22 protein-coding genes and 1 other annotated feature are annotated in these 21,876 nt (G+C 43.1%); of the genes, 1 reads left to right on the forward strand and 21 read right to left on the reverse strand.

What is annotated here, in order from left to right; translation table 11 throughout:
* Positions 1-37: 37 nt before the first annotated feature.
* The 6 genes from PS3_RS08770 to PS3_RS08795 form a co-directional block, all read right to left on the reverse strand.
* Positions 38-1,195 (reverse strand): ArgE/DapE family deacylase, encoded by a 1,158-nt coding sequence (locus PS3_RS08770; RefSeq protein ID WP_007122720.1) that lies wholly within the window; start codon positions 1,193-1,195, stop codon positions 38-40.
* A gap of 23 nt (positions 1,196-1,218) precedes the next feature.
* Positions 1,219-1,920, reverse strand: coding sequence for a methionine ABC transporter permease (locus PS3_RS08775; RefSeq protein ID WP_007122721.1), 702 nt, complete (start codon positions 1,918-1,920; stop codon positions 1,219-1,221).
* The gene (locus PS3_RS08780; protein ID WP_007122722.1) at positions 1,913-2,977 is read right to left on the reverse strand and encodes a methionine ABC transporter ATP-binding protein; all 1,065 of its coding nucleotides are present in this window, start codon (positions 2,975-2,977) and stop codon (positions 1,913-1,915) included. The genes PS3_RS08775 and PS3_RS08780 overlap by 8 nt, the downstream gene beginning before the upstream one ends.
* Before the next feature lie 18 nt (positions 2,978-2,995).
* Positions 2,996-3,841, reverse strand: a complete 846-nt coding sequence (locus PS3_RS08785) for a MetQ/NlpA family ABC transporter substrate-binding protein (RefSeq protein WP_007122723.1) — start codon at positions 3,839-3,841, stop codon at positions 2,996-2,998.
* A gap of 60 nt (positions 3,842-3,901) precedes the next feature.
* Positions 3,902-4,144: a binding site (T-box leader), on the reverse strand.
* A 92-nt stretch (positions 4,145-4,236) separates the two neighbouring features.
* Positions 4,237-5,730 (reverse strand): accessory Sec system glycosyltransferase Asp1, encoded by a 1,494-nt coding sequence (asp1, locus tag PS3_RS08790; RefSeq protein ID WP_007122724.1) that lies wholly within the window; start codon positions 5,728-5,730, stop codon positions 4,237-4,239.
* A gap of 2 nt (positions 5,731-5,732) precedes the next feature.
* Complete coding sequence (locus PS3_RS08795) at positions 5,733-7,259, reverse strand: glycosyltransferase (RefSeq protein ID WP_007122725.1); 1,527 nt, start codon at positions 7,257-7,259, stop codon at positions 5,733-5,735.
* Positions 7,260-7,373: 114 nt separating this feature from the next.
* Here PS3_RS08795 and PS3_RS08800 point away from each other — a divergent pair, with 114 nt between their 5' ends.
* On the forward strand, positions 7,374-7,757 hold the full coding sequence (locus PS3_RS08800; protein WP_007122726.1) for a hypothetical protein: 384 nt from the start codon (positions 7,374-7,376) through the stop codon (positions 7,755-7,757).
* A gap of 61 nt (positions 7,758-7,818) precedes the next feature.
* Here PS3_RS08800 and pyrE read toward each other — a convergent pair whose 3' ends face one another.
* The 15 genes from pyrE to PS3_RS08875 form a co-directional block, all read right to left on the reverse strand.
* Positions 7,819-8,457, reverse strand: a complete 639-nt coding sequence (gene pyrE / locus PS3_RS08805; protein WP_007122727.1) for an orotate phosphoribosyltransferase — start codon at positions 8,455-8,457, stop codon at positions 7,819-7,821.
* On the reverse strand, positions 8,454-9,182 hold the full coding sequence (gene pyrF, locus PS3_RS08810) for an orotidine-5'-phosphate decarboxylase (protein WP_007122728.1): 729 nt from the start codon (positions 9,180-9,182) through the stop codon (positions 8,454-8,456). The genes pyrE and pyrF overlap by 4 nt, the downstream gene beginning before the upstream one ends.
* 95 nt (positions 9,183-9,277) lie before the next feature.
* Entirely contained in the window at positions 9,278-9,808 is a 531-nt protein-coding gene (gene pyrR / locus PS3_RS08815) for a bifunctional pyr operon transcriptional regulator/uracil phosphoribosyltransferase PyrR (protein ID WP_007122729.1), read from the reverse strand.
* Between the two features lie 170 nt (positions 9,809-9,978).
* Complete coding sequence (locus PS3_RS08820; RefSeq protein WP_007122730.1) at positions 9,979-11,268, reverse strand: adenylosuccinate synthase; 1,290 nt, start codon at positions 11,266-11,268, stop codon at positions 9,979-9,981.
* Between the two features lie 172 nt (positions 11,269-11,440).
* Complete coding sequence (locus tag PS3_RS08825; RefSeq protein ID WP_050950912.1) at positions 11,441-11,998, reverse strand: CHAP domain-containing protein; 558 nt, start codon at positions 11,996-11,998, stop codon at positions 11,441-11,443.
* Between the two features lie 165 nt (positions 11,999-12,163).
* Positions 12,164-12,835 carry a hypothetical protein gene (locus PS3_RS10525; protein WP_050950913.1) on the reverse strand — a complete coding sequence of 224 codons (672 nt, stop codon included), beginning with the start codon at positions 12,833-12,835 and terminating at the stop codon, positions 12,164-12,166.
* Between the two features lie 17 nt (positions 12,836-12,852).
* The gene (locus PS3_RS08835; protein WP_050950914.1) at positions 12,853-14,292 is read right to left on the reverse strand and encodes a glycosyltransferase; all 1,440 of its coding nucleotides are present in this window, start codon (positions 14,290-14,292) and stop codon (positions 12,853-12,855) included.
* Between the two features lie 38 nt (positions 14,293-14,330).
* Entirely contained in the window at positions 14,331-14,732 is a 402-nt protein-coding gene (locus tag PS3_RS08840; RefSeq protein ID WP_040468784.1) for a hypothetical protein, read from the reverse strand.
* On the reverse strand, positions 14,732-15,847 hold the full coding sequence (wecB, locus tag PS3_RS08845; protein WP_007122732.1) for a non-hydrolyzing UDP-N-acetylglucosamine 2-epimerase: 1,116 nt from the start codon (positions 15,845-15,847) through the stop codon (positions 14,732-14,734). Before wecB ends, PS3_RS08840 begins: the two co-directional genes overlap by 1 nt.
* Positions 15,848-16,145: 298 nt before the next feature.
* Positions 16,146-17,849 carry a glycerophosphodiester phosphodiesterase gene (locus PS3_RS08850; RefSeq protein WP_040468785.1) on the reverse strand — a complete coding sequence of 568 codons (1,704 nt, stop codon included), beginning with the start codon at positions 17,847-17,849 and terminating at the stop codon, positions 16,146-16,148.
* A gap of 209 nt (positions 17,850-18,058) precedes the next feature.
* Complete coding sequence (locus PS3_RS08855; protein WP_040468787.1) at positions 18,059-18,436, reverse strand: DUF805 domain-containing protein; 378 nt, start codon at positions 18,434-18,436, stop codon at positions 18,059-18,061.
* A 175-nt stretch (positions 18,437-18,611) separates the two neighbouring features.
* Entirely contained in the window at positions 18,612-18,806 is a 195-nt protein-coding gene (locus PS3_RS08860) for a hypothetical protein (RefSeq protein ID WP_040468788.1), read from the reverse strand.
* A 382-nt stretch (positions 18,807-19,188) separates the two neighbouring features.
* Positions 19,189-20,304 (reverse strand): vitamin B12 independent methionine synthase, encoded by a 1,116-nt coding sequence (locus PS3_RS08865; protein WP_007122734.1) that lies wholly within the window; start codon positions 20,302-20,304, stop codon positions 19,189-19,191.
* Positions 20,305-20,307: 3 nt separating this feature from the next.
* Complete coding sequence (gene msrA, locus PS3_RS08870) at positions 20,308-20,835, reverse strand: peptide-methionine (S)-S-oxide reductase MsrA (RefSeq protein ID WP_007122735.1); 528 nt, start codon at positions 20,833-20,835, stop codon at positions 20,308-20,310.
* A 17-nt stretch (positions 20,836-20,852) separates the two neighbouring features.
* A complete protein-coding gene (locus tag PS3_RS08875; protein WP_007122736.1) occupies positions 20,853-21,704 on the reverse strand; it encodes a MetQ/NlpA family ABC transporter substrate-binding protein in 852 nt (283 codons plus the stop codon).
* Between the last annotated feature and the right edge of the window lie 172 nt (positions 21,705-21,876).

Below are 21,876 nucleotides of genomic sequence, written 5' to 3' on the forward strand. Positions count from 1 at the left end.
CCCAGTGACCAACAATGGCATCTGGACCGTTTTTCATCTATGCAAAATAATCTTTAATAATCGTCTTGTAGGCTTCAATCGTGGCTAAAAAGCTTGAAATCGTCGTGTACTCATTAACTTGATGGGAGATGTTCCAATTATCAGCCCCCAACAAAACGACTGGGAGATCCTGATGATGCTTGACAAAGACACTGGCATCCGTCGCTCCATTAATGATCGTTAGTTTGGGTTGTTCATGTTCAGCAAGGGAACTATAAGCCTCTTGAGAAGCCTTTAAAACCAATTGCACTAGCTTACCATCAGGATCAGATGCCACCGGCCAGAAACTATGAATAATCTCCAAACTTAATTGCGCCTGTCCCGCTTGATTAATTTGATCTACTAAGGCCTGCAATTTAGCGATCACCTGGTCATTAGGAAAAGCCTTGGTTGGCCGGATATTCCCGTTAATTTCGGCCTGATCAGGAATTGTATTCACTTGGTCACCAGCCTTAAAAATGGTCACACTGTGTTTAACGGTTCCCAAATATGGATCGACTGGGGTGTCATCAAAGAGCTGGCGTTCGCCGACACAAAAATCAATCAAACTATCAATCGCATTAACCCCGTCAGCAGGACGAGAACTATGTACCGACTTACCAACACTAGTAACCCGATAATTCAAACTCCCTGAATGGGCATAAATAACATTCCCACTGGTGGGTTCCCCAACGATCAAGGCGCTAAGATCTTGAGCGATCCCAGCCGCTTCTAACCGATTAGCCCCCGGCGTCCCATACTCCTCGCCAGCCGTGGCAATTAACCGAACCTTCCCAGGAAGCTTCTGTCCAGCAGTCACTAATTCAATAATGGCAATGACTTGGGCGGCCAGACCACTTTTCATATCGGCAGCCCCGCGGCCATAAAGCCGATCACCAACGACGGTCGCCGCAAAGGGATCATACTCCCATTTTTCCAGATCGCCAGTCGTCACCGTATCCATATGACCGGTGATTCCTAGAACTTGATCATTGGCTCCATCACCGACCTCCAGAAGCAAATTCGCCCGTTGATCACCAAAGGGCAAGACCTGAGCTTCAACTTTATATTGAGCAAATAACTTTTGTAAGTACTGGGCCACCGCCAATTCATTGCCGTTGACAGATTGAATCTGAATTAAATCCCGTAAAATTTGAATTCGTTCTGCTTTTTCCATGCGTCAACCTACTTTCGTTTAAACTAACGTTTTTGGTGGTTGAGGCTCTTGGCTAACCAATCACCGATTAATTGAATAATTAAAACAAAGAGCAAGACCAACAATGTCGCTACAAAGGTCACGTCATTGTTAAAACGGTTATATCCGTACGAGATCGCCGTGTTCCCAAGGCCACCAGCCCCAATTGCCCCGGCCATAGCCGTTAAGGATACCAATGAAATCAAGGTCACCGTGGAAACCCGGGCAATTTCTGACCGGGCTTCTTTTAAGTAGACGTTAAGGATAATGTCCCAGTTGGTTGCTCCCAGGGCTTGGGCTGCTTCCACTTTCCCGGGGTTAACGCTTTCTAAGGCCACTTGGATCTGCCGAGCATAAAAAGGTGCCACGCCGACTGACAATGGAACTAACGCAGCCGTCATCCCAATTTGCGTCCCCACTAATAGTTGGGTAAAAGGAGCGATGAAAGCTAGCAAAATAATAAATGGAATCGCCCGGAAAACTGAGACAACTTTATCACAGAGACCAAACCAGAAGGCATTTTCTAAAATACCACCTGGTTTGGTAATTACTAAGGCTACCCCAAAAACTAACCCAATGATACCCCCGAAAATTGCGGGCCATACCGTCATATAAATGGTTTGTCCAATTGCCGTTCCCCAACCGCTATCGCCAGTCCATCCTAAGGAACTCACATTTGGGAACCAAGAATTTAATAAATTAATCATGCCAAATCCCCCGATCATCAATTCGCGTTACTTCGATTTCTTTTTCTTTCAAGTATGCCAATGCCTTAGCATGTTGCTCGTCAGTTCCTTCTACAATCACAAAGAGCGTCCCCACCGGCTCATTACCCAAGACTTCCACGTTTCCGTAAAGCATAGAAACATCAACCCCACATTCTTTATATAGGGAAATAATGACCGATTCACCAACGTTTTTAGCACTAAAGACGAGTTGGTAAAGCCGCTGACTGGCGGACAATTGTTCCAAATTGTAGGCACGCAGGGTATCAATCGCCGCCAGTGAACCACCCACGAATTGTCGAGTTAATTCTTGTTGGGGCTTTAAATAAATGTCATGCAAGGTTCCTTGCTCAATAATCTTCCCGTATTCCATGACGGCAATCTTATTCGCAACCCGCTTAACGGCATCCATTTCGTGCGTGATTAAGACAATCGTTAGCGATAACTTCTCATTCAGATCCTTCAGTAGATCCAAAATTTGATTGGTCGTTTGGGGATCTAAAGCCGAAGTTGCTTCATCCGAAATTAGGATATCCGGGTCATTGGATAACGCCCGAGCAATAGCCACCCGTTGTTTTTCCCCTCCAGATAGTTGGGCTGGAAAGGCCTTGGCTTTATCAGATAAGCCAACTAAGTCTAATAGCTTTTCCGCTTTAGCTTGCACTTCTTTTTCTTTTAGTTTGCTATGTTTAAGGGCAAACATCACGTTTTCAACGACGGTGGTTTCATCTAACAAGTTAAAGTGTTGGAAAATCATCCCGATCTTCCGCCGTTTTTCTTGAAGCTCTTTATTAGAAATTTGCTGTTTTTGATCATCAAAGAGGACGGTCCCGTTGACTTCAATCCGCCCTTGTGTCGGCTTTTGTAAGAGGTTGATAGTTCTTACTAAGGTGGACTTCCCAGCACCCGAATAACCAACCACCCCATAGACATCACCTTTGGCAACGTGCAGGCTAACGTCTTGAACAGCTTTTACTTCCTGGTTCTTTTCCGGATGGAAGGTTACATCAACATGATCTAAGGCAATAATATCGCTCATATAAATATCCTTTCTAAACTACTTTAAGTTCAAATCCCAAGCTGTCTTTTCGGTATCGCCATAATACTTTTGGTAAAGTTTCTTAACGGCAGCTGTCTGATAGGCTTTAACCACATCTTTATAGGCTTGATTGTTCTTGTCCTGCTTCCGGGCCACAATGATATTAATCCATTGTTCTGAATCTTTATTAACCGGCTCGGTATAAATGACATCCTTGCTACTTAACTTAGCGGCATTGGCATAGGTATTGTTTACTACTGCAGCATCTACATCATCCGAAGTCCGCGCTGTTTGCGAAGCATCCATTTCTTTGATATTCAGATTCTTCTTATTTGTCTTAATATCCGAGATTGTTGCTAATTTCCCTGTGCCCTTCTTAAAGGTAATCAAACCAGCATTCTTTAACACATACAGGGCCCGAGATTCATTGGTGGCATCATTAGGAACCGCAATCGTGGCGCCATCTGGTAAATCATTAATGCTCTTGTACTTAGTTGAGAATAAGCGGATCGGGGCAATCACCGTTTTCCCGATTGAAACTAAATTACCTTTATTAGCCTTATTCCATTCATCTAAAAAGGCTTGGTGTTGGAAAGCATTTAAATCAATGTCCCCATTTTTAAGCGCCTTATTGGGCTGATTGTAATCAGTAAAGGTCTTGGTTTTAACGGTAATCCCATATTTTTCCTTTGCCGTTTTGGCAACTTGTTTCCAGATTGCCACATCAGCTTTGGAACTATCAACCACCCCGACTGTCACGGTCTTTTGACTAGTCTGAGAATGATGGAAAAAGCTAAAGTAAGCGCCAATCACCACCACTACAGCAATGATAATCCCAATGGTCCAATTACGTTTCTTGTGCATCTCGATCTACCTCTTTTTGTTTTATGACGAATAAAAAAACACCCGCCCCAATCATCTCTGATAAAGGACGAGTGCTCGTGTTACCACCTTTAGTTTGCTACTTCCTCACGAAAAATAGCCTTGCTAGGTTACTCTGATCAAACAGAATTACCTTGCACTAATAACGTGTGCAACCCCGTCACTAGCTAAATAATCGCTAGTGCCATTCCAAGCCCATCTTCATAACCTTAAATCATCCTCTTTCACCACCCGAGAACTCTCTTGCTAATCGCCAGTTACTACTCTGCTTTTCGATATGTTTATTCGTTCATAATTAATATGTTTTTTATTATAGCTGAATTCCAGGGATCGTCAACCACTTCGCCTTAATAAATTAAACTAATTCTCATAATTAACTATTTTAGGCGCTCCCATTGTTGCCAAACCAGCTCATCCTGACAATTGGCTAACTGAGCACCGGCTTGCTGCCGATATTGATTTAATTTTGCCGGATTTTTTAAAAGTTGTACTACTTTTTGCACAAATTGACTTACTTGATTAACTGGTACCAATTCACCATTGACCCCTGATTGAACTAATTCCTTTGGCCCATATTGAAAATCATAGCTGACCACTGGCACCGAGTGAGCCAAGGCCTCAACCATCGCTAAGGGAAAAGCATCGATACGACTAGCATCTAAGTACAAATCAGCTTCTTGGTAAGCTTTAGATAAATCGACTTGGTAGCCCGCCCAAGTAACGGCTCCTTGAAGTTTTAGCTCTTCAATCAATTGATCTAATCCCCTCCGTAACTGGTCACTGCAGTAACCATAAATGGTTAAATGCGTCTTTGAAACTTGTTGATGAATTTGGGCAAATATCTGCAGCAATTGATCAATTTGTTTATCAGGAGCAATCCGACCGACATAAATCATCTCAAAGTCCGCCGGGGTTTTTGGCTCGGTTACTGCCACTGATTTTATAACCACGGGGCTCACTTGATATACCGGCACCTGATTACCAACCCGTGCTCGAAGATTCGTCACCTGTTCCTGACTGGCGGCTAAGATTCCATCCCATGCTTTAACATTTGAAACTAAGGCTGCTTGTAGAAGGGTTGCTAATGGTCCATGCGCTTGATCTGGTCGATCGCCGCCTTCTGGCATGGCCATCCACAGATATTTATGAGCCTTCGTCTGCATCCGCAAGACTGGGTTAATCGTTTCTTGTGGTCGATCGGCAATAAATTGATTATTTTCACCATGGGAGCGATTCAATTCATCTAAGAAAAAGGTGAATAGGTCATCTAAATTATCAAAGAAATAATCATGTCCCTGATAGTCTTTCAAGATATTTAGAGAATTGATTGCCGTATTCTTGGTTGACTGCACATAGTAACGTTCTAGATAACGTTGCCCATTTGGCCGATAGTACTGTTCGTAAAATAGTTCCCCTTGTTTCCCATAGCTGCGATCTAGGCACTTAAAGCCACGCCAATCATAAACCTGACTCAAAGTCTTATTGCCACTATCGTCGAAATAGTCAATCCGGCCAATCTGGGCCACCGTCCCCCCAATAAAGTAGATTTCTGCCACCAATCGGCCGCCTAGCGTGACCTGACGAAAGTTATTGCCCGTCCCGATTTGATAATCCACCGGCAAAGCGAGGTCATCGATCTTTAAGGGAGCCCCGACATAATCTTGGGTGCCCGCAAAAAAATCATATAAGGTCGTCACTTGGCTTCGATCCAAGTCAAAACGTTGTAAAGTCTGATCAAGGTTCGGTAAAAAATCACGCAGGACTAGTTGAGCCGGGCTTTGATGACGCTTAAACAAACGTAGGCGTGCTAGCTCCGTATGTTCGATACTCGAATTTCGCGGTAATAAATACCGATTCACGAAAAAGAACATCCTTATTCTCCCTCCACGATTGAAATTAAGTTCTTCCATAGTTGCATCACATTAGCTTCCGAATATCGTTCACTATCTTGATAGGCACGGGCACTGAATTGCCGCAATTTATCTGGATGGCTCAATAGATCAATAATGGCCTTAGCTAAACCATCCCCATCACCATTTTGTGTTAGGTACCCATCCTGACCGTCAATTACCACTGCCGCCGGACCATACTTGATGTCATTAGCCACAATTGCTACCCCATGGGATTGTCCTTCAACTAGTGATAAGGGTAAACCCTCGGCTCGTGATGGTAAGACCATTACTTGGGCCTGATCATATACTTGTGCCACATCACTGGTATAACCCTTAAAATGAACTGACCCCTTGATCTGAAGTTGGTCGACAAGTTCCTTTAGTTTGTCATCAAAATGATCATTTGCATAGCCCCACAGCTCTAACTCAGCCGTTGGAACCGCTGCTTTGATCTGGGGCCAGACTTGGAGAAGTTGATCTTGTTGTTTTTCGGCGGAAAGCCGGGCCACAACCACTACTAGTCCTGGCCTACGTTGTTCAAACGGCACTCGCGGGGCCTTTAAGACTTCATCAGGTACGATTGGCCCAGGGATTTGCAGGACGCGCGTCTCTTTAGCAAACCGCGCTGCCACATCCGCTGCCTGTTGTGGGGTTAAAGCAATGATTCCATCCCAATCCTGAGCATGGTTTAAACCCCAGGTATAATTATAATTCAGCGGTGAATTCATAATGTCATCCCCATTATTAAGATGATTATTGTGGAGTTGCAGCCAGCGTGACACGCGGTGATGCATATTTAAAACTGCCCATCCCATTTCATAACTACGGTCAACAATTAAGCCAACCTTTTGATCACCCACGATTGCTGGATCAGTCACTAACTCGTCATAGAAAAAGCGGGTTAAATCATCAAAGTTGGTAAACTGATAATCACGACCACGATAATTAACCAGATGATATACTTGTTGTTCTTTTTCCCGTTTATTCAGGGTTTTCGTGGTTTGAATTGCCAAACTCCCATCCGGACGATAATAATTCTGCACTGTAATCTGGTTGGACCAATCATACAATTGATCCACCGACAAGAAGCCCCGATAATCAAACCAAGCCACTTTAACTAGTTTTCCAAAGCGGTCAAAATATTGTTGATTCAACACATGGTGATCCCGTTTGTCCCGTCGAACATACATCACGCGATGTTTGCCCGCATAGTAATTATAATTAACTCCATCCGCTTGCCGTTTCCAGGATGGATCAATGGCCAATTCTTGAATCTGTTTAGGATGATACTCTACCATCAGAGTCTCTTGAAAGTAGTCGAACAGGTTAATAAAGTCTTGATCTTCCACTCCAGCGGCTTGGGTAATTTTATGTAATTCATTCGAATATTGGCGCGTCACAATTTTGGCCGGGGAATTGAATTTATTAAATAAATGCTGGCGCTTAATTTGCGCATGCTCAATTCCCGACTTATTAGTTTGTAAATTATCATTTAAGAAGAATAACATAGCCGACTCCTTTTCATTGGTTCGAGTTTATCACACCTCAATGAAGATTATTAGTGATGTCTTCAGACATATGTTAAGATAAAGGAATCAGTATACTATATAAAGGAGTCTCTCATGCAAAACCCCTTTGGGAATAACAACCAAGACTTTTTTAATAACTTACCCATTCCACCAAATTATGCCAAAATCATTAACGACCAAGGTGATATCAGGATTGCTAAGGTTGGTTTTTCCTGGACCACTCTCTGGTTCGGATTTTTCCCCGCTATTTTCCGGGGTGATTGGTATAATTTTTTAGTAATGCTTTTTATTGATGCTGACTACTACCTAGTATCAGTAGTCTTTGGTTGGCAATGGATGTTCGCCTTACCATTCCCCGCCATTTTCTTTGGCTTTGTATATAATTACTTATACTTCCGCCATCTCTTCCACAAAGGCTATCGACCAGCGGATCAACATTCACAAGAAGTATTAACCCGCGCTAAATATTGGAAATAGTAAGCCAACTCACAAAACGGCGACTGATGAAGCAAATCGTTTCATCAGTCGCCGCTATTTTTTAATGTTGATCACTCCACGCTTGTGGATCTTCTCGCCATTGATGTAATGATGCCAATTGATCTTGGTTAATCAATTGTTTTTGTTCTGCAGTGGTAATTAAGGTGGTGTAATCAGTGACGGTTTGATAGCTAAGACCGGCTTCCGCAAAGTTCTGGTCTAAGGCTGGTAATTGGTAAGAGAAAACCGCAACTACCCCGAGAACCTGACCCCCTTCACGATTAACTGCTTGAGCCGCCTTTAAAACGCTGCCCCCCGTGGAAAGCAAGTCGTCGATTACCACCACTTTTTGACCTGATTTTAAAACCCCTTCAACTTGTTTACCTTGTCCATGGTCTTTGGGCTTTGACCGAACATAGATGAATGGCAAATCCATAGCTTGAGCAACCCAAGCGGCATGGGGAATCCCAGCTGTAGCTGTTCCGGCAATCACTTCTGCTTCTGGGAAGTTCGCCTTAATTAATTTCACCATGCCTTGGTAAATATTCGCCCGCACATCAGGATAAGAAATGGTCAGCCGATTATCGGTATAAATTGGTGAATGTAACCCACTCGCCCAGGTAAATGGTTGATCTGGGCTCAGGGTCACTGCTTGAATATCTAAAAGGCCTTGTGCAACTTTTTCAGCATAATTTGTCATTTTGTTTCTCCCATAAATGCTTGATAGATTGTTTGATAACTAGCAACTGGATCATCACTTTGCGTAATTGGTCGTCCAACCACAATGCCATTACTACCAATTTGGCGCGCTTGAGCAGGGGTAACTACCCGGGATTGATCATCGGTTTGATTGAGGTTCGGTCGAATTCCTGGGGTTACACATAAAAAGTCATCCTGAGTAACCTCTCGAATGGCTTTAACCTCTAAGGCCGAGCAAATGACCCCATCAGCCCCAGCCTTTTCAGCCAGTTGCGCATAGCGCTTGACTGAATCTACTAATGCTCCCGGAATGCCTTGTTCCCGATGCATGGTGTCCTCATCCATTGAAGTTAATTGGGTCACTGCTAATAACTTAGGTGTCGGCAAATTAACTGTCTTGGCTCCGGCTGTCAGACCTTCCTTAGCCGCTTGAATCATTTTCGATCCCCCGGCCGCATGGACCGTAGTAAAATCGACCCCCAATTGGCCAAGAATTTCCATCGACCGACGAATAGTATTTGGAATATCATAACCCTTAAGATCCAAGAAAATTTTTAAGCCTTTAGCCTGGGCAGCCTTAATAATTACCGGACCATTAGCGTAGTACAATTCCATGCCAATCTTCACAATTGGCTTATCGGCTAAGGCACTCAATTGATCAAATAGCTGTTCGGCAGCTTCTTTCGTATCAACATCGATTGCCACCATTGGTACAAAATGTTCCATTACTTTCTCCTAATAAAAAACACAGTCCTCCCCATTGAGAACTGCGTTGCTCAATCACAATTTTGCCCTCTCTGGAGTCAATTCAAATGTGATAGTCATTCTAACGTAATACCTTCGTTACCGTCGTATTCTTCCACCGCCACATGGACCGTTTCATTAACGGCCGTCGGAATATTCTTACCGACAAAATCCGGCCGAATCGGCAATTCCCGATGTCCCCGGTCGACTAAGACAGCCAGTGAAATCCGCTTGGGACGTCCCAAATCCATTAAAGCATCCAAAGCAGCCCGCACGGTCCGTCCAGTATATAGAACATCATCTACCAAGATAACGTGCTTATCATTAATATCAAAATCAATATCAGCGCTCGTCACGGTTGGTTCCACCGTATGGTCAGCTTGATGACGGTCATCACGATACAGGGTAATATCTAAAGAACCGACTGGTACCTTTACCCCTTCTAATTGTTCCATCCGCTTTGCCAAACGTTGGGCTAAATAAACCCCCCGAGTCTTAATTCCTACAAAAACTAAGTTATCGACACCCTTGTTCTGTTCAATAATTTCATAGGTAATCCGGGTTAATGCTCGTTGCATACTGGACCCATCAACGATTTCTCGTGCCAAAATTCCCACTCCTTTGATTATTAAAAGCTCGTTTTAGTGCCAGGACTAAAACGAGCTAGTTTCATTCAACATAGTCAGTCCTTAGGCACCTCACCGGGTAACTTTAAAGGTTTGTTAACATAAGTTTAACTTTGCTAACACTGGCTTGTCAATCATTTGTTAGATTCTCTTTAACCCTCCCAAGGGTTGGTCAAAATGATCGTTTGTTCCCGATCAGGGCCGACGGAAATCGTTGCTAATTTGGCATTTGATAATTCTTCTAACCGTCGCAGGTACTTTTGCGCATTCTCTGGCAATTGGTCAAACTCGGTAACCCCAGTAATATCTTCTTGCCAACCCGGCCATTCTTCATAAACAGGTTCGCATCGTTCTAGCTCAGCTAAACTAGCTGGATAGTAGTTGATGATTTCACCATCTAACTTGTAGGAGCGACAAATTTTAACCGTATCGAGGCCATCAAGCACATCCAAAAGGTTCAAACTTAGGTAGTTCATTCCATTAACCCGTTGGGCATGACGCATGGCAACACTATCAAACCAACCTACCCGACGGGCGCGGCCAGTCACGGTTCCATATTCATGACCGGTTTCTCGAATATGATCCCCAATTTCATCATGCAATTCCGTTGGGAAAGGACCAGCTCCTACCCGAGTTGAGTATACCTTGCAGATTCCGACAACTGTATTAATCAATTCTGGACCTACCCCAGCTCCCGTTGCGGCCCCACCGGCAGTTGGTACCGATGAAGTAACATATGGATAAGTCCCATGATCGATATCTAACATGGTGCCTTGTGCCCCTTCAAAGAGGACCTTTTGACCATTGGTTAAGGCATCACTAATCAGCACCGAAGTATCCGTCACGTATTGTTTCAATTCTTGACCGTATTGGTAATATTCTTCAAAAATGTCATCAAAATTAATTGGATCAACATTATAAACCTTGGTGAATAAGTCATTTTTGATCGCTAAATTTTGCTTTAACTTCTCAGCAAAGGTGTCCTTTTCTAATAGGTCACACATCCGAATCCCAATCCGCGAAACCTTGTCCATATAAGTCGGACCAATCCCATTTTGGGTTGTCCCCACTTTATGGTCACCTTTAGCTGCTTCTTGGCATTTATCCAATAAAATGTGGTAAGGCATCGTTAAGTGAGCTCGATTCGAAATCCTTAAGCCACTTACGTCGATCCCTTTTTCTTGAAGATAATGTAATTCTTCTAAGAGAGCTTTGGGATTAACCACCACCCCATTACCAACAACAGCCAATTTACCAGGGCTAAAAATCCCCGATGGCACTAATCGCAATGAGAACTTCTTGTCATCAAAGGCAATCGTATGCCCTGCGTTATTCCCCCCTTGTGAACGAACCACGACGTCAGCATCTTGACTCAGGTAATCGGTCATCTTACCTTTCCCTTCGTCACCCCATTGACTACCAACAATCACTACTGATGCCATAAATAATCACCTCATTTTTCGATTGCACAATTACTTAATAATACTACAAAATCAGCTACCAGATTGCAAGTCTAGATATTGACAATTAATGGTTAAATAACTAAAATTGTTCGGCTTTGTGAGGAGAAAAATTAAAACAGCCCGTTAAAAAGCGGGCTGCTTTGCTAATCTATTAATTTTTATGAATGACGCTCTTAATTGTCGTTTGGCTATAGGTCCGGTTGTATTGCGATACAACTTGACCATTTTCAGCGTTTTGTTCCAAGGTAACCATGTTCCCATCGCTATCAATCGAAACAACCACGCCCGTATGTCCATAGATTCCTGGACTAAGCGCCCCACCAGCTTCCCAACAAATAATATCGCCAGGTTTAATGTCACTGATGCTTGGGTAATTTGTCACTGTAAAGCCATAGCTTGCCCAGTCATAGTCAGACCCAATATCTTGGGCGTACTCATGACCGCTCCCCATCATGGTTGGGCCACCTAATTGTTCGGCATACCAAGCTGACAATCCATAACATTGCCCATTATATAAAGTATTTCCTTGTTGCGCTTCTAAGGCCGCTAAAGCCTCGCTCACACTCATTGAATTATTAGTCGTAGTTGTCGTCGTGGTTTGATCACTTTGATTATCATCAGCAAATGCTGGGACAACACTTGTGGTCATTAATGCCCCAAGAGACAGGCTGGCCATTAAAATTTTACTTATCTTGGATTTAAAAATCATCAGATCCTCCTAAAAAATCGATAACTTTACTATACAAGATAATCTTTAACAAAAAATAACAACAACGCAAAAAATGGTTAACATAAATTTCATTTATATTACAGCTTGATTGCGAACAAAAAGACTGGTAAGAAATTAATTTCTTACCAGTCTCTATTGAAATAATTAGCAGAACCAGTAAACCACGTAGTAACTAACTGCGTAGCATGGTGTCCAGCCCCATGACCATGCACATGGGTTCCAGCCATGGTGAGCTGGCTTCCAGTGGTGACCATGATTTGGAGCCTTTGGTGCTGTTGGTGCCGTCGGAGCGGTTTCAGCAGTAGGAGCCGTGGCAGCAGTGCCAGCCGTAGCAACAGTGCCGGCTGTAGCAGCAGTGCCAGCTGTGGCAGCAGTACCAGCCGTGGCAGCAGTGCCAGCCGTAGCAGCAGTGCCAGCTGTGGCAGCAGTGCCAGCTGTAGCAGCAGTGCCGGCCGTAGCAGCAGTGCCAGCCGTGGCAGCAGTGCCAGCTGTGGCAGCAGTGCCGGCTGTAGCAGCAGTCGTTGCCGTTTCAGCCACCGGAGCAACTTCAGCTACGGGAGCAACTTGCGCTACATCAGCTGTCGTAGCGGTGCTTGCAGTTTCGGCCGTCGTCGTGGTCGTTGCCGTGCCAGCAGTTTGAGCTGTTGTGGTTACATCAGCTTGAGTTGCAGTCGTTGCTACTGATGATGTCAAGGCGACATCAGCTGTCGTAGTATCAGTAGTGGTGGTATCCGCATTAGCAGTTGCTGTTCCCGCAAGGGTCAATGCAAAGGCAGCTGCGGCCGTCGTTGTCAAAACTTTCGTCCATTTTTTCATGTTATTACCTCGTAGATTTAATTTCCAATTTGATCTTGAATTCCGTGGGTTGTTTTCTCCCACTTTGTAATCCCACGTAATTTATTGCATAAGGCAATAATAATAGCAGGATACAGAATGTAGTTATATAAAATTAACAAAATACAAGCAAAATAGATTTGCGGTGTCTGTTCTTCTTGCGAAATTTTTAGATAGTTATAGCAAATTAGGAGATCGATACTGTAATTAATCATTAACAAGCCGATCAATAACAGCCAATACTGTGAAAGATTAGCAATTACATATCCTAAAACATATAGATTCGCAATCCCGAATAGAATCGTCGTAAACGGAATCAACATGTAAAAGCTCATTTCTAATTTGGCTAGCCCACCAACATGATTATTCCTTAAAATCCGTCCCCAGTATCCCGTTAAACAATCCATACCACCTTGGGTCCAGCGAGTACGCTGGCGAACAAAGGCTTTGACCTTATCCACCGCCTCTTGATAAACCACGATATCGGGGGCATAACGGGTTTCTTTGCCTTCTAACAAGAACCGCGTACTAAATTCAAAATCTTCTAATAAAGCATTCCCCCACGGGTCATAGCGAGTGACCGAGCTAGCCCGGATGAACTGGCCATTCCCAGAAGCAGCCGCATTATTAATCTTATTTCGGGTATTTTGAATCCAGTTATTAATTACGGTAAATTCAACATCCTGCAAAATTTGTAAGAGGTTGTGACATTCCACCATTTTGACCCGGGTTTGCAATAAAGCAAGTTTAGGACTTTGGCTGAAAGTTTTGATTACTCGTTCATAATCAATTGGACGCATGTAAGCATCGGCATCAAGTACCCCACAGACGACCCGTGATGGATCGGTTTCTTGATCAACCACGCGATGATAGGCCCAGTTTAAAGCGTCACCTTTCCCAGTTTGAGCATTGGGCTTAAAACGCTGAATCAACTGAACCCGATCGGCACAAGCATACTGACTAATTGCTTGGCGCACCTCATTGGCAGTCTCATCGGTTGAACCATCATCAATGATCACCATCTTAACCATCGATAAGTGTCGCGTACTTTCTAAAAAGCCAGCAATCGTCTTTTTAATGACCGGTTCTTCATTCATCGCCGGCACTAAAATGATTAAACTCTTAATTGATGATTCTTCAACCGTTTCCGGCTTCACGAACTTTTTAACCCGTTGCCTAAATCCTGATAGCATCGTCATTGCTACCAGCAATTCACGTTTTAACAGTGGCGTTTTCGATGCCGTCTGCCGTTTGGGTTTAACTCCGTAAAGCATCAAAATTGATTGTAAGATACTCCAACTTACGGTCGTTCGTTGGTCACGATACTGTTCTTCCAACTCGTAATTTCTAGGCGTCGATCCAAAAGCAATCAAACAAACCAACCAAGTTGAATAAACAATTAAGCCAACTAACGAAAAATTAAAGATTACCTGATTCACGTATTGTCTCACCTCCTTTCAATGTAGAATAATGGTCCTTATTTCACCATCACACGAGTGGCAGCGGTTGCGGCCGTCCCGGCTGTATCCGCTGTATCAGCCGTATCAGCACGGCCATCCGATCCAGAAGTTCCTTTTTCACCCGACTGCCCCGAACTTGCTTTTTGCCCAGGGATCACTTTATATTGATGATTCTTCAAGGTCGGTCCCTTGGGGGCTTTGTCAGCAGTCGACGCAACCGGCGCAACTGACGCAATATCAGCTACCTCGTTCGTATAGGTACTACTTGTCTGCTTAGCCGACTTGGTAGAAAGTTTCGTTGAAACCGGCTGATCGCTTTGCTTGGTCGACTTTGTTTGTGGAGTCATAAATACGTAAACAATTAAACCTAACCAGCCAACCAACGCAATGGTTAGTAATAATCCCCGGAATCGTTTCATCATTTACCTCCCAAATACTCTGTTAACGATTCTAAAATTCGCTCAGCTGCGTGGCCATCTCCGTAAGGATTTGGCGCGGTCGCCATCTGTTGATAACGCGCCTTATTGGTCAATAAAGCCGTTAACTGTGTTTTAATAACCTGTGGATCCGTTCCTACTAAGCGTAACGTCCCAGCCGTTACTCCTTCGGGGCGTTCCGTTGTATCCCGCAATACCAAAACTGGCTTCCCTAGCGATGGGGCTTCTTCTTGCACCCCACCAGAATCAGTCAAAATCAAGTAACTTCGAGCAGCCAAATTATGAAAATCAATTACCTCAAGCGGATCAATAATATGGACCCGCTCGACCCCATCAAAGACCTCATGCGCCACTTTTTGTACCCGTGGACTAAGATGGGCAGGAAAAATCACTTCCACATCCGGTTGGGACTCAACCACTTCTTTAATCGCCGTTAAAGCCCGGCGCATTGGTTCACCCTGATTTTCTCGACGATGCATCGTCACCAGGAGTAATTTAGCATTAGGATTTTTAATCTGCGCGAGCACTGGATGCTTAAAATCTTGAGTAACCGTGTATTGTAAGGCATCAATCGCCGTATTCCCGGTTACGACAATCTGCTTTTCAGGATGATGTTCCAGCAATAAGTTTTGCTTACTCTGATCAGTCGGGGCGAAATATAAAGTGGCTAAATCATCAGTAATCTGGCGATTCATTTCTTCAGGAAATGGATCATACTTTTGCCACATCCTTAATCCCGCTTCCACATGACCAACGGGGATTTGTTGATAAAACGCCGCTAAAGCAGCCGCCATCGTGGTGGAAGTATCACCATGAACTAGTACCATTTCAGGTTGAATTTCTGGAATAACTTTAGCCATTTCACTCAATACTCGATTGGTAATATCGGTTAAGGTTTGCCCACTCTTCATTAAATTAAAATCATAATCAGGATGTAGGTCAAAATCTTCCAGCACCTGATCCAACATTTCGCGATGTTGTGCCGTCACGACAACAACTGATCTAAAATCTGACGATGCCTCAAGAGCTTTTACCACTGGCATCATTTTGATCGCCTCTGGGCGGGTCCCAAAAACCGTCATGATTGTACGTTGCATGCTATCTTCCCTTCCTACACCTATAATCTAATATATATGTAACTATATATTTTAAAAGATATAATTATATTAAAATTTAGGGAAAGATTTTTCAACACCTCATAATAACTAAATTATTCCGTTAGCTTAATTCGCTATCATTTCATAAACGGTCTTTTGCCTGTTATCCGAACTTAGTAAGGATTCATTCGAATTTACTGGTCGTAAACACGTCCATTTACTAGACTACAACTTCAATCATTCGGCAAAATAAAAATCGCCCGATTTAAAAAATCGTGACGATTAATCGAAAAATTTTTTAAAAACCACTTAAATAAGTCCACAATACCAATCGGTTATGATCTAGTTTGTAGATCTGATGCCAAACGCGTCGTAACTCACTGGGGCGATCGGTGACAATCCCATCAGTCCCCATTAGAATCATCCGGCGCATCATCATCGGGCTATCTACCGTCCAAGCAAAAATCCGCTGATGCTGAGCATGTGCTTGTTGCATAAACCGATTATTTAAACTGCCGTACTCCATCGTGTAGGCCTGGAATGAGGTTCGTGGATTCATTAAATTATAGCCCTGAATATCAACAATCGATAAGCGTGGAGCCGCATGGTGCATCTGGATTAAAGCCTGATAATCAAGCGAGTGCACTAAATCATGATGGGCTATTAAAGTCTTTGCGTACCGCCGAACAAAATGATTTACCATGAGGGACGAATCATATCGACTCGTTTTTAATTCCACAATTAATTTTTGATGATGTTGCTGGGCAACCTTCAGATATTGATCTAAACTCACTAATTTAGCCCGATAACCATTTTCCCTAACGGTAATCTTTTCTAACTGCCGTAGGGTTAACTGGCGCGGTCGGCGATTAATTCCGGCTAATTTTCGTAAGTTTTCATCATGCAAAACCACAAATTGACCATCCTTGGTTTCGTGAACGTCAATTTCAACATAATTCGGATGACTAGTTCGAATAGTCTTTAAGAGTGCCGGAATAGTATTTTGCACTCCATTATGACCATTAACGCCCCGATGTGAAATAACTAGCAGCTTTTTAACCGCCATTTGATTCACCGCCTGTCCCTGATAAATCGCCTTCCCCAACAGCAATCCCAACACCAGCAAGAACAAGCAACCCCAACGCCAATCTAATGGTTCCTGATTTCCGTCCTTCAAGTTTCTGGAGCCAACCAAAACCAGCGTTAAACGAATCACTATAATCGATAAGGCTAATTCACTAATGATTTGTAAACCACCAATTACTAATCCCATCATTGATCTTGGCAGTTGAGCGATGGGAGAAACCCAGACTAACCCATAAATTAACCACAAGATTAAGGTTGGCCACAAAATCGCCAAGCAGATCGATCGCCAAAGCTGTAATCCGGCCCAGCCCTTGGTTTCTTGCCAACTTTTCTGAAGCGCCTGGCGAACCGCCAGATGATTTAACATTATTTGGGGTAAAACCATGACCCAACGATACATTAAACAAACCGCTAGCAAATAAAGAATTGTTGCCGTTGCTAATATCCAAGTATGGCGAGGTAAAAAATCTAACAGGAAGATCGGTAACTGGATTTGTGACCACAGCGGCGTCCGATACAGTAAATTTACCCACGGCAATCCAACAAGTGCAATCAACAGCATGACGCTGATCCCGCTCCAACTATCTGGTCGCCAAATCTTGCCGGTCTTAAATTTAATTTGTTCTCCCTGACTAATAGAAAGCAACCCGTTAAACCAAACTGTCACCATCCAATAAGTTAAGGCCAATGCAAATAGTACTTCTAGACCTAAGCCTAATAAAGCCCACGGGTGATGATCAATAACTAGTATTAAATTAGCAATCGTTACTAAGGGCCAATTAGCCGTATAAAACAGCTGGCTAGCTAAGCAGCGCCCCACTGGAATAATGATAAATTGTAAAACTACCGACCAAGATAACGTCCAAGCTAGCATGGCAATCCAAGTTGAAACTGGCTGATTTTTCTTCTTTTGCATAAACAATCCCCTTTAGTTGCTCTCATTATACTAAATTGATGATCATGAGAATATGGGATTAAGATTTCTAGTTATACTATTTGTTGTAAAGTACCGTATCTACCATTCCGCTCGCCGCCAATGCCCCGCTTTCGGCTCGTGAAACGGAAATGCAAAACAGGCACCAGGTTGCTCACTTAGCCTTCTGGTGCCCGCTTCATTATCTACAATTAATCATCATCTTTACTTGGTAAGCAAGCAAGAACAAGCAATACTAAATGACCAATACCAGTCAATAACTTAAGAAATACTAATCCCCAAGGCAAACCCGCATCTCTTAATCTCCGCACCGTCACCGCCCATCGTGGAATCAAAGTAACTAAATACCAGCCCGAAAACATCCAGAAGAAGATGACCACCTGATTACCACTGAATGAAAGATGGTCACCAACTGCTGCACCACGTAAAATCTTAAGACCAACTTGAATCAAGATCAAAATGACCCCAATTAAAGCATTCCAAAAGAATGCCCACCAGAACTGGGAACGGGTACTTCGCCCTGTGAAGGTAAAATATCGCCGCCAAAAATCACCATATGCTTTAAACACGACTGTTATCTCCTATCATTTCCTTGTTATTCTTTCTATATGACAATGATATCATGAATGGCTGTCTTGATATAATACCCATTTCTAAATTAATTTAACGATAACGAAAAATAGCGCTCAGTTCGCTATTTTTAGCAAACTAGAGCGCTATTTACCCTCAATTAATTTTCTTTCCTTAGAATTGGTAAGGAAGGAAAGCACCATGCTTTTTCGCTAATCCGTAGATTTCTTCTTGGTCACCGTTAGCTGGAATGTAAAAAATCACCCCATCTTCAGCAACACAAACCGTGTATTCCTTGGATTGTGGCTTGATTTGGCTTGGTACTGTCAGAACCATAGATGTTCCAACCTTGCGTACTTTAACAGTCATTAAATTCACCTCACATTAACTTGTATTTTATACAAACACGCATAACCAAATACTTTCGAAATTATATTAGCATCGTGCTACCTATGTTTGTTGATACAAATTAATTAAAGTGAGTACTTGCATTCATATAGCTGTGAATCAGTATTGTTCTTCAGTTAATATATCTATCACCATCTAAATATATAACTTTCAGAATTATCGATTAACTTTTTACCGGACAGTTTCTAAAAAGTGTGTACTGACCACCAAGTTCACAATTACGATTGGAACAGTCTTTTCGTCCCTTTTTACTCAATTTATTGATTCAAAATCATAATAAATGACACAGCATCACTTCAAATGGGCTGTTATTTAATATTTTTCTAATTTTTAGGGTTCGTTATCAATCCACTGGCCAAACGTCTTGAGCAACTTTAACCACTAATTTAATCTTATTCCATTGTTCTGCACTTGTTAAGGAGTTTCCTTCTTCAGTTGAAGCAAAGCCACATTGAGTTGATAAAGCTAAATTCTTCAAAGGCACAAATTCTGTTGCCGCTTGGATCCGTTCTTTTAAGAGATCTTCACTCTCTAATTCAGGGAATTTCGAAGTTACTAATCCTAGCACCACCCGAACGTTGTCCCGGTTATTCCAGATCTGCTTCAATGGTGCAAAACTGCCAGCCCGATCAGTATCATATTCTAAGAAGAAACCATCATAATTTAATTGGGCCAGATACTTCGCTACTACATCATAACCGCCACTGAAAAGATAAGTTGACTTAAAGTTCCCCCGGCAAACATGCGTAGTAACGGTTAAGTCCTCAGGAAGATCCTTTAAGGCCCCATTAATGACCGTTACCGCATCTTCCGCTAATTTCCGGTACTTAGCTTGTTCTTGGAAGTCGTCCTTAGTTTCCAGAAATTTAGCGATTAAGAAGGCCCAAGTAGTATCGTCTAATTGGATATAACGACAGCCTAAATCATAAAAATGTTGAATCGTTTGATGATAGGCTTGGGCGAGATCAGCTAGGTAATCTTCCCAATTGTCGTAAAAATTCAGGGCAAGGTCGCTTCGATTATCCCGAAAGAGCATCGTTGGCGATGGTATTGTTTGTTTCGGAACGACACCAGCTGGGGTCACGCTTTGTAAATATTTAAAGGCTTCGAAGAAGGGATGTTCTGGATTGTAGGCGATCTTTCCCGTCAAGCGTACATTATCCGTCCGGGTCTTGCTTCCCTTAAACTTGTAGCTTTCATTATAGTCGTAACGTTCTGTCCCGTTCAATCCCCACAAAAAGTCCAAATGCCACCAACTGCGACTAAATTCTCCATCCGTGACCGCTTTTAAACCGGCTGCTACTTCTGCTTGGACTAATTCTTGAATATCCTTATTTTGCACTTGCTTTAAACCGGCTGCATCCAACTTGCCCGCCGCGAAATCAGCATGCGCCTGTTTTAAATCTTCCGGACGTAAGAATGAACCAACGATATCAGCGTGTAAAAATTGTTTTGTCATAATCTATTCCTCACTATTGTTCCAATGTTGACTAATAAATTCCTGGCGCGCGCCCTCTTCTTCTCGCCAGCGCGCCGGGTTTTTCTTATAAAATGCCTGGTGATAATCTTCAGCTAGGTAAAAGGGCTGAGCCGGCTCAATTTGAGTCACAATCGGCTCGGTAAAGCGACCACTTTGCGCTAATCGTGTGCGCGAGGCGCGAGCCACTTGATCTTGATAAGCATCCTTAACAAAGATCACGGGGCGGTAATTATCCCCCCGATCCTGAAATTGGCCAAAAGCATCCGTTGGATCGGTTTGTTGCCAATACAGGTCCACTAATTGATCATAAGAAACTACTTCCGGATCAAAGGTAATCCGCACCGCTTCAGTATGCCCAGTTCCCCCATGTTTAACCTGCTCATAAGTCGGATCTTGCACATGACCGCCCGTATAGCCAGCTTCCACCTTTTGAATACCAGGATAGGTATCAAAAGGCTTTACCATACACCAAAAACAGCCACCGGCAAAAATTGCCGTTTCTGAACTCATCCTATTCACCTCCTTAATTACTTCTTACCGTAAATCGGCCAAGCCGCCTGCTGCGCGCCATGATAAGTCTTTTGAATGGCCTTTTCGGTCGCTTCGGTCTGATAGGCCTTAACCACTGCTTGATAGACCTTATTATTTTTATTTTTGGCTTGTACCGCAATTATATTGACATAAGGCTTAGCGGCTTGGTTAATTTTTTCCATGTATAAGGCTTGTTTCCCGCCGGGTTTAATCTTGGCCGAAACGGCATAGTTACCATTAATTACTGCAGCATCAACCGATGTTAAGGCTCGTGGCGTTTGGGCCGGGTCTACCTCTTTGAATTTTAGGTTCTTCGGATTATCCGTAATATCATTCAAAGATGGCTTAATCCCACTACCAGCCTTAACTTTAATCAAGCCAGCCGCTTGTAACATATTCAAGGCTCGTCCAATCGTGGTTGGTTCGTTTGGTAGTGCAATCGTAGCCCCATCTGGCAAATCGCTCAGCTTGCTATATTTTTTAGAATACAGTCCTAAAGGCGAGATAACCGTATTTCCAATGCTGACTAAATGGGCATTCTGACTTTTATTATAAGATTCAAAATAGTACTTGGTTAAACAAGCGTGCATATCAATTTCCCCATCTTTAAGGGCCTTATCAGGTTGCACATAGTCATTGAAGACCACATATTGTAATTTGATATTTTGTTTGGTCAGTCGCTTTTTCACGTTATTCCAAACCGGTTCCGAATCGGTCCCCACTAAACCCAGTTTCACGGTCGTTACCCGTGAACTTTGATAGCGCCGATAACCAAAATATCCAAGCCCACCTAAAATAACGATTAAGACAATTAGACACCCCAACCAGCGCTTCACTTGCCGACTCATCTTGATTTCCTCCAACTTCTTCAACCATGAAAAAAGCGTCCTTAGGAATAGCGCTTGCCATTCCTAAGGACGCTTGTGCGTGGTACCACCTTAGTTCAACCCTGATTGGATCCTCTTAGTACTCATACTTGAATACCGTGACTGAATACCGGTGTCACCCGTGAATCATTTA

Source organism: Limosilactobacillus gastricus PS3, from assembly GCF_000247775.1.
GTDB classification, from domain to species: Bacteria; Bacillota; Bacilli; order Lactobacillales; family Lactobacillaceae; genus Limosilactobacillus; species Limosilactobacillus gastricus_A.

Bases quoted from the DNA above. Each gene is read 5' to 3' on its own strand.
- PS3_RS08795 (WP_007122725.1), bottom strand. From the start codon at position 7,259: ATGTTATTCTTCTTAAATGATAATTTACAAACTAATAAGTCGGGAATT.
- PS3_RS08850 (WP_040468785.1), bottom strand. From the start codon at position 17,849: ATGCAAAAGAAGAAAAATCAGCCAGTTTCAACTTGGATTGCCATGCTA.
- PS3_RS08800 (WP_007122726.1), top strand. From the start codon at position 7,374: ATGCAAAACCCCTTTGGGAATAACAACCAAGACTTTTTTAATAACTTA.
- msrA (WP_007122735.1), bottom strand. From the start codon at position 20,835: ATGAGTTCAGAAACGGCAATTTTTGCCGGTGGCTGTTTTTGGTGTATG.
- PS3_RS08770 (WP_007122720.1), bottom strand. From the start codon at position 1,195: ATGGAAAAAGCAGAACGAATTCAAATTTTACGGGATTTAATTCAGATT.
- PS3_RS08825 (WP_050950912.1), bottom strand. From the start codon at position 11,998: ATGATTTTTAAATCCAAGATAAGTAAAATTTTAATGGCCAGCCTGTCT.
- PS3_RS08775 (WP_007122721.1), bottom strand. From the start codon at position 1,920: ATGATTAATTTATTAAATTCTTGGTTCCCAAATGTGAGTTCCTTAGGA.
- pyrE (WP_007122727.1), bottom strand. From the start codon at position 8,457: ATGACAAATTATGCTGAAAAAGTTGCACAAGGCCTTTTAGATATTCAA.
- PS3_RS08840 (WP_040468784.1), bottom strand. From the start codon at position 14,732: ATGAAACGATTCCGGGGATTATTACTAACCATTGCGTTGGTTGGCTGG.
- wecB (WP_007122732.1), bottom strand. From the start codon at position 15,847: ATGCAACGTACAATCATGACGGTTTTTGGGACCCGCCCAGAGGCGATC.
- PS3_RS10525 (WP_050950913.1), bottom strand. From the start codon at position 12,835: ATGAAAAAATGGACGAAAGTTTTGACAACGACGGCCGCAGCTGCCTTT.
- asp1 (WP_007122724.1), bottom strand. From the start codon at position 5,730: ATGTTCTTTTTCGTGAATCGGTATTTATTACCGCGAAATTCGAGTATC.
- pyrF (WP_007122728.1), bottom strand. From the start codon at position 9,182: ATGGAACATTTTGTACCAATGGTGGCAATCGATGTTGATACGAAAGAA.
- PS3_RS08860 (WP_040468788.1), bottom strand. From the start codon at position 18,806: ATGACTGTTAAAGTACGCAAGGTTGGAACATCTATGGTTCTGACAGTA.
- PS3_RS08865 (WP_007122734.1), bottom strand. From the start codon at position 20,304: ATGACAAAACAATTTTTACACGCTGATATCGTTGGTTCATTCTTACGT.
- PS3_RS08875 (WP_007122736.1), bottom strand. From the start codon at position 21,704: ATGAGTCGGCAAGTGAAGCGCTGGTTGGGGTGTCTAATTGTCTTAATC.
- PS3_RS08785 (WP_007122723.1), bottom strand. From the start codon at position 3,841: ATGCACAAGAAACGTAATTGGACCATTGGGATTATCATTGCTGTAGTG.
- PS3_RS08820 (WP_007122730.1), bottom strand. From the start codon at position 11,268: ATGGCATCAGTAGTGATTGTTGGTAGTCAATGGGGTGACGAAGGGAAA.
- PS3_RS08780 (WP_007122722.1), bottom strand. From the start codon at position 2,977: ATGAGCGATATTATTGCCTTAGATCATGTTGATGTAACCTTCCATCCG.